At 64.7% G+C, this 15112-nt stretch carries 16 protein-coding genes and 2 pseudogenes; 8 read left to right on the top strand and 10 right to left on the bottom strand.

Features of this window, described 5'->3' with window-relative positions:
• Window positions 1–120 precede the first annotated feature (120 nt).
• Window positions 121–642, bottom strand: a pseudogene (locus R6U53_RS09210) (NADP-dependent malic enzyme); the annotation flags it as partial.
• A gap of 147 nt (window positions 643–789) precedes the next feature.
• Between R6U53_RS09210 and R6U53_RS09205 the strand changes: the two are divergent.
• Window positions 790–1626, top strand: a complete 837-nt coding sequence (locus R6U53_RS09205) for a COX15/CtaA family protein (protein ID WP_410322067.1) — start codon at window positions 790–792, stop codon at window positions 1624–1626.
• A 73-nt stretch (window positions 1627–1699) separates the two neighbouring features.
• Entirely contained in the window at window positions 1700–1978 is a 279-nt protein-coding gene (locus R6U53_RS09200) for a 4a-hydroxytetrahydrobiopterin dehydratase (protein WP_410322066.1), read from the top strand.
• A 1-nt stretch (window position 1979) separates the two neighbouring features.
• Here R6U53_RS09200 and R6U53_RS09195 read toward each other — a convergent pair whose 3' ends face one another.
• Entirely contained in the window at window positions 1980–4166 is a 2187-nt protein-coding gene (locus R6U53_RS09195) for an LUD domain-containing protein (RefSeq protein WP_410322065.1), read from the bottom strand.
• Window positions 4163–4690: an LUD domain-containing protein gene (locus R6U53_RS09190; protein WP_410322064.1), complete on the bottom strand. Its 528-nt coding sequence runs from the start codon at window positions 4688–4690 to the stop codon at window positions 4163–4165. Before R6U53_RS09190 ends, R6U53_RS09195 begins: the two co-directional genes overlap by 4 nt.
• Before the next feature lie 128 nt (window positions 4691–4818).
• Here R6U53_RS09190 and R6U53_RS09185 point away from each other — a divergent pair, with 128 nt between their 5' ends.
• Together R6U53_RS09185 and R6U53_RS09180 are read left to right on the top strand one after the other, a co-directional pair.
• On the top strand, window positions 4819–5259 hold the full coding sequence (locus R6U53_RS09185; protein ID WP_410322063.1) for a DUF2240 family protein: 441 nt from the start codon (window positions 4819–4821) through the stop codon (window positions 5257–5259).
• A 1-nt stretch (window position 5260) separates the two neighbouring features.
• The gene (locus tag R6U53_RS09180; protein WP_410322062.1) at window positions 5261–5683 is read left to right on the top strand and encodes a hypothetical protein; all 423 of its coding nucleotides are present in this window, start codon (window positions 5261–5263) and stop codon (window positions 5681–5683) included.
• On the opposite strand, the gene R6U53_RS09175 is transcribed toward R6U53_RS09180, so the two are convergent.
• Entirely contained in the window at window positions 5633–6298 is a 666-nt protein-coding gene (locus R6U53_RS09175; protein ID WP_410322061.1) for an HAD family hydrolase, read from the bottom strand. The two genes, R6U53_RS09180 and R6U53_RS09175, sit on opposite strands and share 51 nt — an antisense overlap.
• A gap of 113 nt (window positions 6299–6411) precedes the next feature.
• Here R6U53_RS09175 and pyrF point away from each other — a divergent pair, with 113 nt between their 5' ends.
• Entirely contained in the window at window positions 6412–7221 is an 810-nt protein-coding gene (pyrF, locus tag R6U53_RS09170) for an orotidine-5'-phosphate decarboxylase (RefSeq protein WP_410322060.1), read from the top strand.
• Window positions 7222–7650: 429 nt separating this feature from the next.
• On the opposite strand, the gene R6U53_RS09165 is transcribed toward pyrF, so the two are convergent.
• Window positions 7651–8184: a redoxin domain-containing protein gene (locus R6U53_RS09165; protein WP_410322059.1), complete on the bottom strand. Its 534-nt coding sequence runs from the start codon at window positions 8182–8184 to the stop codon at window positions 7651–7653.
• Window positions 8185–8427: 243 nt separating this feature from the next.
• Between R6U53_RS09165 and R6U53_RS09160 the strand changes: the two genes are divergently transcribed.
• Complete coding sequence (locus R6U53_RS09160; protein WP_410322068.1) at window positions 8428–9036, top strand: trimeric intracellular cation channel family protein; 609 nt, start codon at window positions 8428–8430, stop codon at window positions 9034–9036.
• Between the two features lie 63 nt (window positions 9037–9099).
• Here R6U53_RS09160 and R6U53_RS09155 read toward each other — a convergent pair whose 3' ends face one another.
• From R6U53_RS09155 to R6U53_RS09145, 3 genes are all read right to left on the bottom strand, one after another.
• Complete coding sequence (locus tag R6U53_RS09155; protein ID WP_410322058.1) at window positions 9100–9957, bottom strand: class 1 fructose-bisphosphatase; 858 nt, start codon at window positions 9955–9957, stop codon at window positions 9100–9102.
• A 6-nt stretch (window positions 9958–9963) separates the two neighbouring features.
• Window positions 9964–10758 carry a class I fructose-bisphosphate aldolase gene (locus R6U53_RS09150; RefSeq protein WP_410322057.1) on the bottom strand — a complete coding sequence of 265 codons (795 nt, stop codon included), beginning with the start codon at window positions 10756–10758 and terminating at the stop codon, window positions 9964–9966.
• Between the two features lie 75 nt (window positions 10759–10833).
• Window positions 10834–11037: a hypothetical protein gene (locus R6U53_RS09145; RefSeq protein WP_410322056.1), complete on the bottom strand. Its 204-nt coding sequence runs from the start codon at window positions 11035–11037 to the stop codon at window positions 10834–10836.
• A 224-nt stretch (window positions 11038–11261) separates the two neighbouring features.
• Between R6U53_RS09145 and R6U53_RS09140 the strand changes: the two genes are divergently transcribed.
• Together R6U53_RS09140 and R6U53_RS09135 are read left to right on the top strand one after the other, a co-directional pair.
• Window positions 11262–11798: an HIT family protein gene (locus R6U53_RS09140; protein WP_410322055.1), complete on the top strand. Its 537-nt coding sequence runs from the start codon at window positions 11262–11264 to the stop codon at window positions 11796–11798.
• Between the two features lie 82 nt (window positions 11799–11880).
• The gene (locus R6U53_RS09135; protein ID WP_410322054.1) at window positions 11881–12810 is read left to right on the top strand and encodes a cation diffusion facilitator family transporter; all 930 of its coding nucleotides are present in this window, start codon (window positions 11881–11883) and stop codon (window positions 12808–12810) included.
• Window positions 12811–12850: 40 nt separating this feature from the next.
• On the opposite strand, the gene R6U53_RS09130 is transcribed toward R6U53_RS09135, so the two are convergent.
• Window positions 12851–14095, bottom strand: coding sequence for a tRNA (N(6)-L-threonylcarbamoyladenosine(37)-C(2))-methylthiotransferase (locus R6U53_RS09130; protein ID WP_410322053.1), 1245 nt, complete (start codon window positions 14093–14095; stop codon window positions 12851–12853).
• Between the two features lie 49 nt (window positions 14096–14144).
• Window positions 14145–14821, bottom strand: a pseudogene (gene deoC / locus R6U53_RS09125) (deoxyribose-phosphate aldolase).
• Between the last annotated feature and the right edge of the window lie 291 nt (window positions 14822–15112).

Here is a 15112-nt window from a genome sequence, read left to right as displayed (position 1 = left end):
CTGAAAACTGCGGATTCGAGTTCAGCGGGCTGATGATCATGTTCCCACCCAGGGTCAGCAATTCAGACTCGATGTCTGACATCTTATGGTCCCTGGTCGATTCCGGGTTCGGCAGGTGGCGTTGAGCAGCGCGGCCCCCGAGATGATCGCGGTTCCGTGTTGATCGTCGTGGAACACCGGGATGTCCATCTCTTCGCGAAGGCGTGCCTCGATCTCGAAACACTCCGGCGCTTTGATGTCCTCGAGGTTGATCCCTCCGAACGTCGGCTCCATCGCGCTGACTGACGTGATGATGTCCTCGGGATCGTGCTGGTCGAGTTCGATATCGAAGACGTCGATGTCGGCGAAGCGCTTGAACAGCACGCCCTTGCCCTCCATAACCGGCTTGGACGCCTGGGCGCCGATATCACCGAGCCCGAGAACGGCCGTCCCGTTCGAGACGACACCGACCATGTTCCCCTTGGTCGTGTACGTGTAGGCGTCGTCCGGATTCTGTGCGATCTCCGTACACGGGGCGGCGACCCCCGGTGAGTACGCCAACGAGAGGTCCCGCTGGGTGTTCGTCGGCTTCGTCGTCGAAATCTCGATCTTCCCCGGCGGGTCGATCCGGTGATACTCCAGTGAGTCCTCGTCCAATCCCATGGAGGTACCCCGTACAGAGACCTCAAAAAGCTACCCACCGACATCCCCGAGTGGCACGCCGATCCGCCACGGAGATGTTCGGGACGAAAGGGACAATCGAGGCGCGGTTTCGGGAGATATATGCCGATCCGGTTCCGAGAGCGAACTATGGACATTCGACGGTTACTGCTCGTGACCGCGATCACGACGGCGATCACCGCACTCATCGGAGTCATCACGGCGACGTCCGGCGCGGGATTGACCTGCGAAGCGCGCTGGCCGCTGTGTGACGGCGCGGTCTTCGGACTCTTCCCGGCGAACTTCATGTCGTTCATCGAGTGGTTTCACCGACTCGTCGCGATGGTCACCGGCTTTCTTATTATCGGGTCGACGGTCGCCGTCTGGCGCGGTGGCGAAAGCCGACGCGTTCGGTTCGCCATGCTTGCGGCGATTCTCCTGACACCGCTGCAGATCGTCTTCGGGGCGTTCACCGTCCTCGTCAACGAGTTCGTCTTCGGCTACTCCGTGCTCGTGTTGACGCTGCACTTCGGTCTCGCCTCGCTCATCCTCGGGTTGCTCGTCGCCGCGACGGTGTGGGCGTACGCCGACACGTCACCGGTGTCGGTGATCGGAATCCAACGAGCGGGGACGATCGCCCTCATCGGTTTCCCGATCATGCTCGTGCTCACCCCACGACTGTTCTTCACCTTCGGCGAGATCGCCCAGTTCGTGTACTACGGGGTCGGATTCGCGATGTTTTCCGCGCTTGCAGTCGTCGCACTGTGGGGACGCGAGACCGAGCTTCGCGGGATCTCCGTCGCAGGAGCTGTCGCTGCGGCTCTCGTCATCTCCGGACTCATCATCGCCCGACAGGCGTTCGGTAACTCGGGACAGCTACTGATCGTCGGCATCTCGCTGGCTGCGTTCGCTCTGACGCTCGCGTCGGTGTGGCGCGTCCGGACGGTCGGCGGGATGCCGACGAACTCGCCGCTGTCGAGTGACTGAGATCGAGCGTATCGACCCACCAACACGGGCACATCTCACCAACGCTTAATTGCCCCGGACCAGTATACTATGTATGAGCGACGTACTTTCCGACGACGAGATCGAAGCGAAACTTCCGGACGGCTGGTCACGAGCGGGAGACGAGATCGTCCGCACGTTCGAGTTCGACTCCTACCTAGAGGGCGTCGGCTTCGCGGCTGGGGCGGGCGGCCTCGCCGAGGAGGCGTTTCACCACCCCGAGATGACGATCGGTTGGCGCGAGGTCGAGGTCAGGCTGACGACGCACGACGCGGGCGGTATCACGCGAAAAGACATCGATCTGGCGGGTCGATTTGACGGCTTAGCCGACTGACTCACCGAGACGACAGCGGGTCCAACAGTCGGATCGGATGCGGCGCGTCGTCAGCCGTCAGCGACGCGATCTGTTCGCCACACGAGGTGCCGCTCGCGACCACGGGACCGCCGTCGGGCAGCTGTTCGTCGAGTCGGGAACCGACGTCCATGCTGAGCTCGTAGTACTCGGATTTATACCCGAAGCTCCCGGCCATACCGCAGCACTCGACGTCGGTCGTCGAGACGTCGTAGCCGGCACGATCGAGCACCGCCGTGGTGTAGGGGTCGAGCCCGAGCGTTCGCTGCTGACAGTGGCTGTGATAGGTGATCTCGTCGCCGTCGACCGTCCGGATCGTGTCGATCTCCGAACCGTTCTCCAACAGCCCGTAGACGTACTCGAAGAGTTCGTAGCTCCCGTCGGCGAGACGCGAGTGCGAGCGTTCCGGGAGGAGTCGCTCGTAGTCGGTTCGGAACATCGCCAGATCCGACGGTTCGATGACGACGACGTCGCGGTCGGCGTCGAGATGCTCCGCGAGCGCCGCGTACACCGCGCTCGCCTTCTCGTCGGCGGTGTCGATCATTCCCTGCGACAGCGGCGCTCTGCCGCTCTCGGGGACCGACGGAACGCGAACCTCGACACCGAGCGCTTCGAGCACCCGGACGGCGGCTTTCCCGCGCTCGGGACTGAAGTAGTTCGTGTAGAGATCCGGATACAACACGGCCTCCCGATCAGCGTCGGGGTTCGCCCGACGGCGGCCGGCGGCCCACTCGACGAGCGTCTCGTCGGCGAGCGTCGGCAGCGAGCGGCGACTGTCGACCCCGGCGACGCGTTCGAGGAGTCGTTGAACCGCGCTCGATTCGATCGCAGCGTTCGAGAGCGTGGGGGCGATAGAGCCGACTTTGGCGAGCGTCTCGATGTTTCCGAAGAGCCTCTTTTGTACGTCGAGCCCGGCCGGCTCCTCGTCGGGGACGAGCCCGTCGACGAGGAAGTCGAACGACTCCGGTTCCGCCGATCGATTCAGTCGGTCGCGGACGACGGTGTTGATCCACGGGATGTCGATCTTGACCGGACACTTGTTGACGCATTGTGAACAGCCGGTACAGAGGTCGTTCATTTCGGCCGCCGAATCGAGGCCGTGAATCCCCGCTTCCCACCCGGTTCCGATGCCGCCGGAGTACGTCTCGCCGCCGAAGGCGTGGCCGCCGACTGACTGGAAGTTCGCACAGGCGTTCGAGCAGGCGCCACACCGGATGCAGTACAGCGTCTCCTTGAACTGTTCGTCCTCGCGCATCGCCATCCGCCCGTTGTCGATCAACACGAGGTGAAACTCCCGGTCGTCGGGGGCGCCGTACTCGCCGGTCTCGAAGTCGAGCGATGGCGTCTCGACCGGCGGCGTCAAAAGCGAGAGATACGCGCCGATTTCCTGTCCGGTTCCCGTACGAGCGATCAACTCGAGGAACGGCCGGAGGTCCGAAACGGTCGGAATCAGCTTCTCGATCCCGGTAACGGCGATGTGCGTGGGCGGGGTCACCGCCGTCTTACGGGCGTTGCCCTCGTTCGTGACTATACAGATCGTTCCGGTTTCGGTGACGACGAAGTTCGCGCCAGTCAGGCCGACATCGGCCTCGCGGATCCGCTCACCGACCTTCTCGCGGGCGAATTCGGTGAGTTCCTCCGGGTCCTCCGTGAGCGGCTCATCGAGATCGAAGCGTTCGTTGAACAGTTCGGCGATGTCCGGCGGCGAGCGGTGCATCGCCGGGGCGATGATGTGCGAGGGCGCCTCGTTGGCCTGCTGGATGACGAACTCCCCGAGATCCGTCTCGGTCACCTCGTACCCCGACCCTTCGAGGTGGTGGTTCAGTTCCAGCTCCTCAGTCGTCATCGACTTGCTCTTGACGAGGTGTTCGGCGTCGCTATCCTCCATGACTCCCTCGATGTACCGGTTCGCGTCCTCGGCGTCCTGCGCCAAGTAGACCGTGCCGCCGTTCGCCTCGACGGCCTCGGTTACCTCGTCTATACGTTCGGGGAGGCTCTCGATCGCCCCCTCTTTGATCCGCCGCGTCTCCTCGCGGAGGTCCTCGTAGGACTCGAACGTCTCGATCGCGTCGCTGGCCTTGTCACTGAGGTTCCGGGCGTTCTTTTCGATGTTCTCGCCGTCGACACCCATAACGCGCCGGATCTCTGCGGCCTTTTCGCTCCGGCTCATCGGTCATCGACCACCAGGATGTGGACCTCTTTGGGCCCGTGGACGCCCTCGACGAGTTCGCCCATGTCGGCGGTCGCGCTCGGTCCCGTCGCGAGGACGCGGCTGGCTCCAGACCCTCCGTTCTCGCGCGCGTCCCTGACGCGCGCCTCGAAGCGATCGAACGCCGCCTTCAGGTCCGGAACGATGTCGACGGCGTCGAGAACGACGACGTGACGGGGCGGATAGAGACTCACCAACTCGTCGCCGCCGGAGCGGGATTCGATCGAGATCGTCCCGTAGTTCGCGACGCCGGCCTCGGCCTGTACGACGCCCGTTTCGGCCGTCCGGAAGTCCTCGACCGACGGCTCCGTATCGACGGTGGTCCCGTCGAGACTCACCGAATCTGACGGGAGCGGCGCGCCGACCGCGGGGTCGACCACGAGTTCCGAGAGGGCAGCTTCGAACTCGTCGACGTTCGTTCGGGTGCAGCTATCGACCGTCTCCAACGCGGAGTCGGTGAACTGCGCCACGAGGTCCGTGCTCATATCCCCGACAATGGACCGGACTGTCTTGATGTTTGTCCCATCGAGAAGCGACCTGCTGCGACGCGATCGGGTCGAATCGGCGGCCCGGACCGACGGCTATTTGCGCCGGGACGTGCAGAGCCGAACATATGAGTATCCGGACGGCCGTCGCCGCCCCGTTTCGCGAGGAGGGGGGAACGGAGTTGGGCGAGAGCGCCTTCGTCGTCGCGCTCTCGTTGGATCGGGATTGGTTCTCCCCCGATCAGGCGAAGCGGCTCGTCGACGTCGCCGCGAGCGAGGGGTTGCTCCGTCGTGAGAACGGAACCCTCATAACGCGGTTCGATCCGCAAACCGTCGAGATCCCCGACGGCTTCGAACCCGACGAGTCGATCCTCATGGAGCGATCTACATTCGAGCGGGTGCTCGGAGCCGTCGTCGAGGCGGGAGAGGAAAAACAGACGGCAGTCGCTTCGATCAACGGCCTCCAATCGGAACTCGGCGTCACCGTCGAGGCGGCTGCCGTCCTCTACGCACACCGGCAAGGAATCGACGTGCAGGAACTCGCGAACGCGGCGCGATCGGAGCTATAACATGGTCGTCGACGAACTCACAGACGGGAAGCGTCTGGGACAGTTACTCGCCTCGGAGATCCACGGCCACGAGCGCGACGTGTTCGGACGCCTCGTCGTCGTCGATGCCGACGCCGAGATCGAACCGACCGAAGCGGGGACGCTCGCGTACGCGATCGGGATCGAGATCGAGAACGACGGGGACGACAGCGGACATGGCGATCGAATCGCGAAGGCGTACGTCCACCCCGACCGACTGCGCGTCGAGTTCAGCGCGGTACCCGACGTTGCCGCCGATGTCGGTCGAGAGGAGGGACTTCGGACCCGACCGAAAGCCGTCGATCCACCCAGAACCCTCGTGTTCGTCGAGAACGGGGCCGAGGTGAAGGCGGCGCTACGCGTCGTTCGCGCGATTGCGTCGGAGCGTTTCGAGGAGAAGCGGTAGCGAGCCGAATTCCCCCCGACGGATCGTCGCGTCGGCGTCCGGATGTGGGTCGGGGCCGCCGTCGTAACACACCTGCACGGTGAGCAGTCCGGCAGCGGCCGCGCCAGAGATATCCCGTTCGGGATGGTCACCGACGTAGACCGCACCCTCGGGCCGAACGGCCAGCTCGTTCGTGATCGCCTCGAAAGCGCGACGGTCCGGCTTCGGAGCCCCGATAGGGCCGGTCACGACGACGGCGTCGAAGGCGTCACTCCACCCCAATCGTCGGAGTTTGTCCCGTTGGGTTTCGCCGGGACCGTCGGTGAGCAGACCGACTCGGTAGCGCGCTCGGAGTATCGAGAGGACGATAGCCGCATGTTCGATCGGAGCGAGCGCCTCGCCGATCGTCTCACGATACGCGCGAGTCAGATCGGGTGCACCCGACCCGACGAGCGCCTCGAACACCGGCAGCCGACTCTCGGTGCCGCTGTGTTCGCTGTGCGCGTTCAGATACGCCTCTCGATCGAACGTCAGCGGAACAGACGCTCGATCGGCGGCGGTCTCCAAGAGGGACGTGCGGTCGGCCTCGGTGACGGCGAGCGTGTCGTCGAGATCGAACACGACGGCGGTGAGCACGGGCGCCCGTTGGTCGCCCACCGATATATATCGTCCGACGCGTGACCGACGCGAACGGCCGATGGGAGACGCCAAACGGGAGCGTTTTTACTCGACCCCCGACTGGCGATCGTATGGGCTTTTTCGACGATCTCGAAACCCGCATCGGGGCGACGGACAGCGTCGTCTCGGTCGGGCTTGATCCGGATCCGGACCGACTGCCGCCGTTTCTCGATTCCGATCTGCCGCGGTGGGCGTTCAACCGCCGGGTCATCGACGCGACCCACGAACACGTCGCCTGTTACAAGCCGAACGCCGCGTTCTACGAGGACACCGACGGGTGGCGTGCGCTCGAGGAGACGATCGCGTACGCACACGGCAAGGGCGTCCCCGTTCTGCTCGACGCCAAGCGCGGCGACATCGGCAACACGGCGAGACAGTACGCGAAACTGCTCGACGAGGGCGGCCTCGACGCCGATGCCATCACCGTCAACCCGTACATGGGCCGGGACACACTGGAACCGTACCTCTCCCGTTCGGAGAAGGGGGTCTTCGTCCTCTGTCGGACCTCGAACCGCGGCGGGGCGGACTTTCAGGACCTCGACGTCGGCAACGACAAACCGCTGTACCAGTACGTCGCCCAGCGCTGTGCAGCGTGGGACGAGCACGACAACGTCGGACTCGTCGTCGGCGCGACGGCCCCCGAGGAACTGGAGGAACTGCGAGGACTCGTCGATCTCCCCTTCCTCGTCCCCGGCGTCGGCGCGCAGGGCGGCGACGCGGAGGCAGCCGTCGAGTTCGGTCTCGCAGACGACGTCGGACTGGTCAACTCCTCGCGAGGGATCATCTTCGCTGGCGAGGGCGCCGACGACGAAGACGCGTATTTCCGAGCGGTCGGCGGCGCCGCGAAGCGCCTCAAGCAGCGACTCGACGAGTTCCGATAGCTGCGGGCGGCGTCGATCCACCCCAGCCGCACGCTTGTTTCGGGCGGGGACGACACAGCGAATCGCGATTCCGCCCGTTCCCCCCGTCGACAGACCGTTACTCCGGCGGATCGAGATCGACTTCGCGATCTCGACTGCTTCTCGCGCCGAGGACCGACCGCTCCGTCGGGACGGGACCCCGGTGACTCCTCGTCGCGGTACTCACCGGCCTGAGCGTGGCGTGGGTCGTCGGACCATCGGTCGACGCGGGGAGAGCCTTTCAGAGCGGACTCCCCCAGTCGGGAGACCACACGCAGTTTCCAACATCCTCCCACGACTGAAGTGGTGGGATTTCTCCTCGAACCGCTGTAATGATCGGACGGTTCGCGCTCGTCACTGGCGGCGTGCTTTCGGGGATCCCGTTGGGACGAAGCGCTATCTCCCGGAGCACTACCGGGATATGAACGCCTCGTAGTCGACGGACGCGTCCGTTCCTATCCCCGGAAACCGCTCTTCGATGTGTGGCGCGACCAACGCGACCGGCGACGGATCGGACGCCTCGAACGCGTCCTCACACGTCCACGCGAACGCGACGTTCCAGTCGGCCCCGACGAGGAAGGCGGCACGTTTCGGCGCCCCGTAGTGACCCTCCCACTCGTCGTACTGAACACCGTAGTAGCTCGCCGCGCTCGATGCGTCACCGAGAAGCGCCATCGGAAGGTCGTATCGGTCCGCATAGACCGCGGCCGCGTAGATGCTGTCCATCGAGAGCACCCACACCTCGAGACCGGATTCGTCGTGCCATCCCGCATCCCGAATCGTGCACAGTTCGGCGGTCACCGTGGGCAGAAAAGTCGCCGGAGCGAACCACAGCAGAACGGCGTTGCCGACCTCGACGGGACGGAACAGTTCGTATAGCGCCGGCTCGCCGTCCTCGACGCCCGGGAGCGCGAAGTCTGGAGCCGTCTGCCCCTCCTGTATCATACGCACTCTGCGGCGGCCGACGTCTTCGCTTTGCCGGCCGGTGCGTTCGGTCGCACCCGCGCCGGCCCGGTCGTCGGGGCGTCCGTCGGCCAGGAGTGATTATTTGCGGCAGCCCGCTCGGAGGAGTAGAGCCGATACGTAGCACTGAATAGACGTACCTCGTAAGTACGGGCCGTGAGCGAGGGAGCCATTCTGATCGTACGGGATCTTTTCGAGACGTTGCTCGGCGACCCGTTTGCCGTGATGAACACGATCGGGTTAGTCGCATTTGCCCTCGTCGGGGCGTCCAAGGCGATCCGTGAGGAATTCGATCTGTTCGGGATTACGATTGTGGGACTGGCGATGGCGTTCGCGGGCGGTGTGACGCGGGATCTCCTCGTGACGCGGGTTCCGTTAGCACTTCGATCCCCGATCGAAATTACGTTGGGATTCGTCGGCGTTCTCTTAGCGATCGTGCTGTTGGCCGTTTTACGATCACCGGACGAGCACCCGATCACGCTCGTCGCGGATGCGGTCGGACTCGGGGCCTTCGCGACGACCGGTGCGATCGTCGCGACCGGGGCGAACCTGTCTGCGATCGGCGTCGTGGCTATCGCGACGATCAACGCGGTGGGCGGGGGCGCCTTCGCCGATATCCTGCTCGATCGCGCCCCGTTCATCCTCTTCGATGATTTCTACGCCAGTTGTGCCGTCTTCGGCGGAGCGGCGTATCTCATAACGGACGTCCTCGGAGCCTCCGGAAGTACCGCTGCCGGAGTCTGCGCCGTCGTTACCGTCGCGACACGGCTGGTCGCGGTTAAGCGGAACTGGGAGCTACCCACCGTCCAGGGACTTGGGCTGATCGAACGGTAAAATAAACCCCGGCGGCAGCAGGCGGCTGTTAGCCATCAGGGAAGCTCTCGAAGACTCGATACGCTATGCCGAGAGCGCCGCTTCGAGTCGGTCGATATACGCCTCGTGTCCGACGAACAGCGGCGTCCGCTCGTGGAGTCTCTCGGGCGTACAGTCGAGCAGCGACCGCTCGCCGTTCGACGACGCGCCGCCCGCCGATTCGACGATGTGGGCGATCGGGTGTCCCTCGAACAGCAGTCGGAGTTTTCCCTCGGGGCGCTCGCGGAGGCCGGGGTAGCCGAAGATACCCCCGTAGGTGAGCACCTGGTTCACGTCGCCGATCATCGCGCCGCCGTATCGGAGTTTGAGCTCCGATTCGACCTCTGAGACGTAGTCGGCGAAGGCGTCGGTCCACTGCGGGACGCGGCCGCCGAATCCGTAGACGGTCGGCTCCTCGGGAAGTCTGAGATCCTCGGTGACGACGCGTCTGGAGCCGTCGCTGTCGACCACCGACTCCGTGACGGTCCCGTCGCGGGCGACGATCATCGTCGTGATCGGACCGTAGAGCACGAACCCGCTGGCGAGGAGGCCGTCGCCGCCGGCGGGGAGCGCCCCGTCGTAGACGCCGAACAGCGTCCCCATCGCGTTGTTCGATCTGAGGTTCGAGGAGCCGTCGAGCGGGTCGGCGGCGACGAAGTATCGCCCTCTGCCGTCCCCAGCGCGGACGACCGACTCGCGCTCCTCGCTGGCATAGCCGGCGACGGCATCGATGTCGAGGAGCCGCGCTTCGAGCAGTTCGTCGGCGTAGACGTCCGCTTCCAGCTGGCGCTCGCCGGAGGGGTTTGCGCCGGCTTCGTAGGTGCGCCGCCCGACGAGCCCGTCGCGAACGTCAGGGGCGGTCGAGGTGACGGCGTCGACGACGGCGTCGATGGCGTCGGACATCGAGCGTTATTCGGCCGCCTCAAGCGCTTCGTCCACGGTCGCCTCCTCGAAGATGACCGCTTCCAGGGCGTCGAGGATGTGTTCGGGATTTTCGCGCTGCCAAACGTTTCGACCGACGGCGAGGCCCTTGCCGCCGGCGTCGATCGTCTGCTTGACGCTCTCGAGGAACGCCCTATCGCTCGTCTTCGAACCGCCGGACATGACGACCTTCGTCCGACCGGCCATCCGGACGGCGTCCTTCATCGCCTCGCGGCTGCCGGGGTGTTTCACCTTGGCCACGTCAGCGCCGAGTTCCAGGGCGAGCCGCGCGGCGTAGGAGATCGTCGAGGGATTGGTGTCGTTTTTGAGCCCCTGTCCGCGCGGGTACGACCACATCACCACGGGCATCCCGTGGTCGCGGGCCGCCTCCTGTGCGTCGCGGAACTCCTCGACCATCTCGATCTCGTGGTTCGAGCCGCCGTAGACGGTAAAGCCGACCGAGGACGCGCCTAATTCGGCGGCGTACTCGACGGAGCAGTTCACGGCCGAATCCGGCTCGCCCATCCAGAGGTTCGAGGTGCCGTTTAGCTTCGCGAGGAGGTCGACGTCGTCTTCGTAGCTCGGATAGTACGCCTCCGCGATCCCCTTCTGGACGGCGACGGACGTGACCGCGGGGTGGGTCGCTGCCTCGAACGTTCGCTCGGGATCGGCGCTTTCTGGAACGCCCTCGAAGTCGACCGGACCGTGCTCGAGCCCGTGGTCGTACGCGAGGATGAGCACCTTTCCGTCCCGACACAGCGGGGTGTCGTCGATGGGAATCATGTACGTGAACGTCCGATGAGGCGCACAAAGAAGATTCTGGTCCGTCGAAGCGAGAGCGGAGAAGCCGGGCCGTGATCAGGCGTTGTTCATCCGAATCGATCGCTCCGCGCTGCAGAGCCGACAGACCGAGACGCGGTACGGTTCCCGTGAATACTCCGCGTTTTCGGTCCGCTGACTCTCCGTTCGGAGTTCGATCGACACGTCGTGTGGCGTCTCGCGCTCGCACGTCTCGCAGGGCTCGGTCATCGGACCGCCCGTGTCATCTGGTTTCGTCGACATACGTACACTCCCGTAGCGATGAGAGGTGCCTAAAACGACGAGTCGGTTGCGGATCGTTTAGCTCGAAAACCGGCAGATATTGCCAGACGGGCCGTAAGCAATTAAAACCGTTTAAAGAGCCGACTCGATACGCGAGAGGAGTCCCGGAAACGTTGAACAGCCACAACAATTAAATAGTTGTTCGACCCCGGCAGGTTATTTCACCGACGCCCCAGATTTGGGGTATGGATCAGTTATTCGCCCCGTGGCGAATCGAGTGGGTCGAACGGGACGGGTCCGGCGGAATCGAGGGCTGTCCGTTCTGCGTCCTCCCGGACCGTGAGGACGCACGCGAGGCACTCGTCGTCGCCAAGTCCGAACGCGCCTTCGTGCTGTTGAACAACTATCCGTACAACCCCGGTCACGTGATGATCATTCCGCGCCAACACACCGGCGGGTACACCGAACTCGACGACGACGCGCTGTTTGACCACGCCAAACTCAAGCAGCGAACTATGCGGGCGCTCGATACGGCGTTCGATCCCGACGGCGTGAACGTCGGGCTCAACCTCGGCGACGCCTCCGGCGGCTCCGTCGACGATCACCTGCACACGCACGTCGTCCCGCGGTGGGGCGGCGATACCAACTTCATGCCGGTCTGTTCGGACACGAAAGTGATCGTCCAGGCGCTCGAGGAGAGCTACGAGCAACTCCACGAGGCGTTCGCGGAGCAGTCCGGAACGCGAGTGCTCGACAGCGGTGCGGTCTTCGTCGGCGATTGATCCGACGTTCGCCGCGTCCGAAGCCGTCGATTCGAGGTCTCTAATCCGATCACTTATCCCCGCCGTTCCGGTAGACGGTGCCGTGAGCCAAGGCGCCATCGCCGAGGCGGGACTCGAAGCCGACGAGGCCAAACGTGGATTTACCCGCGCGAGCGTCGTCAACGTCCTCGGCAACGCGATCAAGATCGTCGTCGAGGCGGCCGTTGGATTGACGTTCGGCTCCGTCGCCCTGCTGGCGGACGCCGCACACTCGGTCGCCGATCTGGTCGCGAGCGTCGTGGTGTTGGTGTGGGGCCGGAGCGTCTACGACGATCCGGACGAGACCCACCCCCACGGCCACCAGCGGGTCGAACCGCTCGCGGCGCTGTTCGTGGGCAGCATCATCGTCCTGTTGGGGTTGAACCTGCTTTATGAATCGGCTCGGGGGCTCCTCGAAGGGCCGGGCGTCACGTTCAGCCCGCTTCTCATCGGGGCGCTGTTGTTCGCGATAGCGGACATGTACCTCCTGTATTGGTACACCGTTCGAGTGAACGAAACGGTCGGCTCCTCGGCCCTCGACGCTCTCGCTGTCGACTGCCGAAACGATATCTACACCTCCGTCGCCGCGCTCGTGGGTATCGTCGGTGTCTTTTTCGGCTACGCGACGCTCGACGCCGTCGCTGGCGGACTCGTGAGCGTCCTCGTCGTGTATCAAGGCTTCGAGATCGGCCGCGAGAACGTCTCGTACCTGATCGGAGCCGCTCCGAGCGACGAACAGCGTCGACGGATCGCGGACGTCCTCCGATCGCACCAGGCGGTCTCCGGCGTGCACGACCTCGTCGTCTTCTACGACGGAACCGATCTCGAGGTCGAAGCCCACGTAGAGGTCGACGGCGAACTGACGCTGATCGAGGCCCACGACATCGAAACGGAACTCGTGATGTCGTTGCGTACCCTCGACGACGTGGGCGACGTGCACCTCCATCTCGATCCCGCCGGTATCGGCGAGTGGAAGAGCGCGACCGACGACTAGAACGCCATCGGAGAATCGAAAGCGCGTCGGTTGCCACCGGTCAGACCGGTTCGCCGAAACAGTACATCGCCTCGTGAGCCTTGATCTCGACGTCGACGAAGTCGCCGACCTCGACGCCGCGTTCGGACGCGTTCGTGACGATCACCTGTCGGTAGGCCTCGTCCCGACACTTCACCGAATCGCCCGTCCCCGGTTCGACCGCGAGGACGGTGTGGGTCTCGCCGACCATCGAGGCGTGGACCTCGGTGCAGATCCCGCGTTTCAGCTCGGACATCGCCCTCGAGCGCTCCTTTTTGATCGTCCCGCCGAGCCCCTTCATCTCCGCGGCCTCGGTCCCCGGCCGCTTCGAAAAGCGCGTCACGTTGATTTTTTCCGGGCGAACCGCCGAGAGGAGATCCATGGAGCGCTCGTGATCCGCCGGCGTCTCCGTCGGGAACCCGACGATGAAATCCGTCGAGAGCGTCCAGTGGTCGAGCCGATCGTCGAACGTCTCGACGATCTCTCGGAACTTGTCGACGCGGTGCTGGCGACGCATCGCTTCGAGCACCTCGTCGGAGCCCGACTGGACGGGCGCGTGGATGAAGTCGTAGAGCTTTTCATTCTCGGCGAAGACCTCGACGAGTTCCTCGTGGATACCGTGGATACCACCCGGGTTCGCCATCCCGAGCCGAACCCGAAAGTCGCCGTCGATATCGCAGATTCGATCGAGCAGTTCGGGGAGCTTTCGCTCGCCCTTGTCCCAGCCGTAGACGCCGGTGTCCTGCCCGGTGACCCGGATCTCCCTCGCTCCGGCGTGGACGAGCGCGCGCGCTTTCGCGACGTTTTCCTCGACGGGCGGGGAGTCGACGCGGCCGGTCGCGAACTTCGTGATGCAGTACGAGCAGTTGCTCATACAGCCGCGGGCGATGGGGAGGATACCGACGACGCCGTCGAGGATCGGTTCGGCGTCGGGGGTCGTCGTCGGACACTCGCCGTTGGTGACGGCGGTCGGCACGTCGTCCCAGTGGAGGACCTGTACGTCGAGGTCGGCGAACTCCTCGCCCTGTGCGAGCGCCATACAGCCGGTGACGATCAGATCAGACGTCTCGTCGGCCAACTCCTCGGCGCGCCGTAGCATGTTCCGCTCGGTCTTTTCGACGACCGTGCAGGTGTTGAGGATGGCCACGTCCGCCTCGTCGGCCCCGTCGACACGGTAGTGACCCGCATCGCGGAGCGAACGCTCGATCCGGCGGCTCTCACCCCGGTTCGACGTGCAACCGTAGGTCTCGATGTGGTAGGTGGCCATCGGTTGTCCCACCCTTGCGCGCCGCCGGTCAAAAGGGCGACGTTTCGGGCTACTCGGCCGGCCGTGCGGCAGCGGGATCGAACGACGAGCGCTCGATCGCGGCCGGGTCGAACCCCTCGACGATCGCCGCGCCCGCCGATGCGCCGATGCGATCCGCGCCGGCTTCGAGCATGGCGAGTGCCGTCTCGAAGTCCCCGACGCCACCGCTGGCTTTTACCGGGAGATACTCCGACATGATCTCGACGTCCTCGACGGTCGCTCCGCCCACCGAAAACCCGGTCGAGGTTTCCACGTACGCCGCGCCGGTATCCGCGGCTAGCTCACAGGCGGTCCGGAACTCCCCAACCGAGAGTAGCGGAGCCTCGACGATGACCTTCACCGGAACCGGGACGGCGGCGACGACTCGGTTGAGTTCGTCGGCGATCGCCCCGTTGTCACCCCCCCGAAGCCGACCCACGTTGAGTACGACGTCGATCTCGTCGGCACCGTCCTTCCAAGCGCGTTCGGCCTCGAACTCTTTGGCCTCGGGAGCCATCTGCCCGTGCGGAAACCCACAAACGGCGGCGAGCGTGACGCCAGGGGCGTGTTCGTGAGCCTCGGTGACGTAACACGGCGGGAGACACACGTTCATGCCGTCCCGGGTGGCGGTATCGACGGCCGCACGAACGTCGTCTCGGGCCCGAGGACGGTGTGGTCGATTCGGGCGGCGAAGGCGGTGCGGTCCATATCGGCTCCACACCGTACGGGCATAAATCGGCACCGACTCGCCGAAAACATCAAAGTGTTTAAATACCTTTCGTCCGTTCTCTATGTACTAACATCAGACCGGGTCTTTTCGAGAAGATTCCCCACCTGGTAGCCCCCGCCACGTAGCATGAGCGAACATACACGAACACGAACGACCGAGACGGAGACAGAATCCGAAACCGAGAGAGAAGAGACGAACAGCTGTCCGGAGTGCAGCGGCACGCTCGTCGCCGATTCCGAGCACGGCGAGACGGTGTGCACGGAGTGCGG

Origin of the sequence: Natronomonas sp., from assembly GCF_046483325.1 — an archaeon.
Classification (GTDB): Archaea; Halobacteriota; Halobacteria; order Halobacteriales; family Haloarculaceae; genus Natronomonas.
This window is presented reverse-complemented; position numbering and strand designations above follow the sequence as displayed.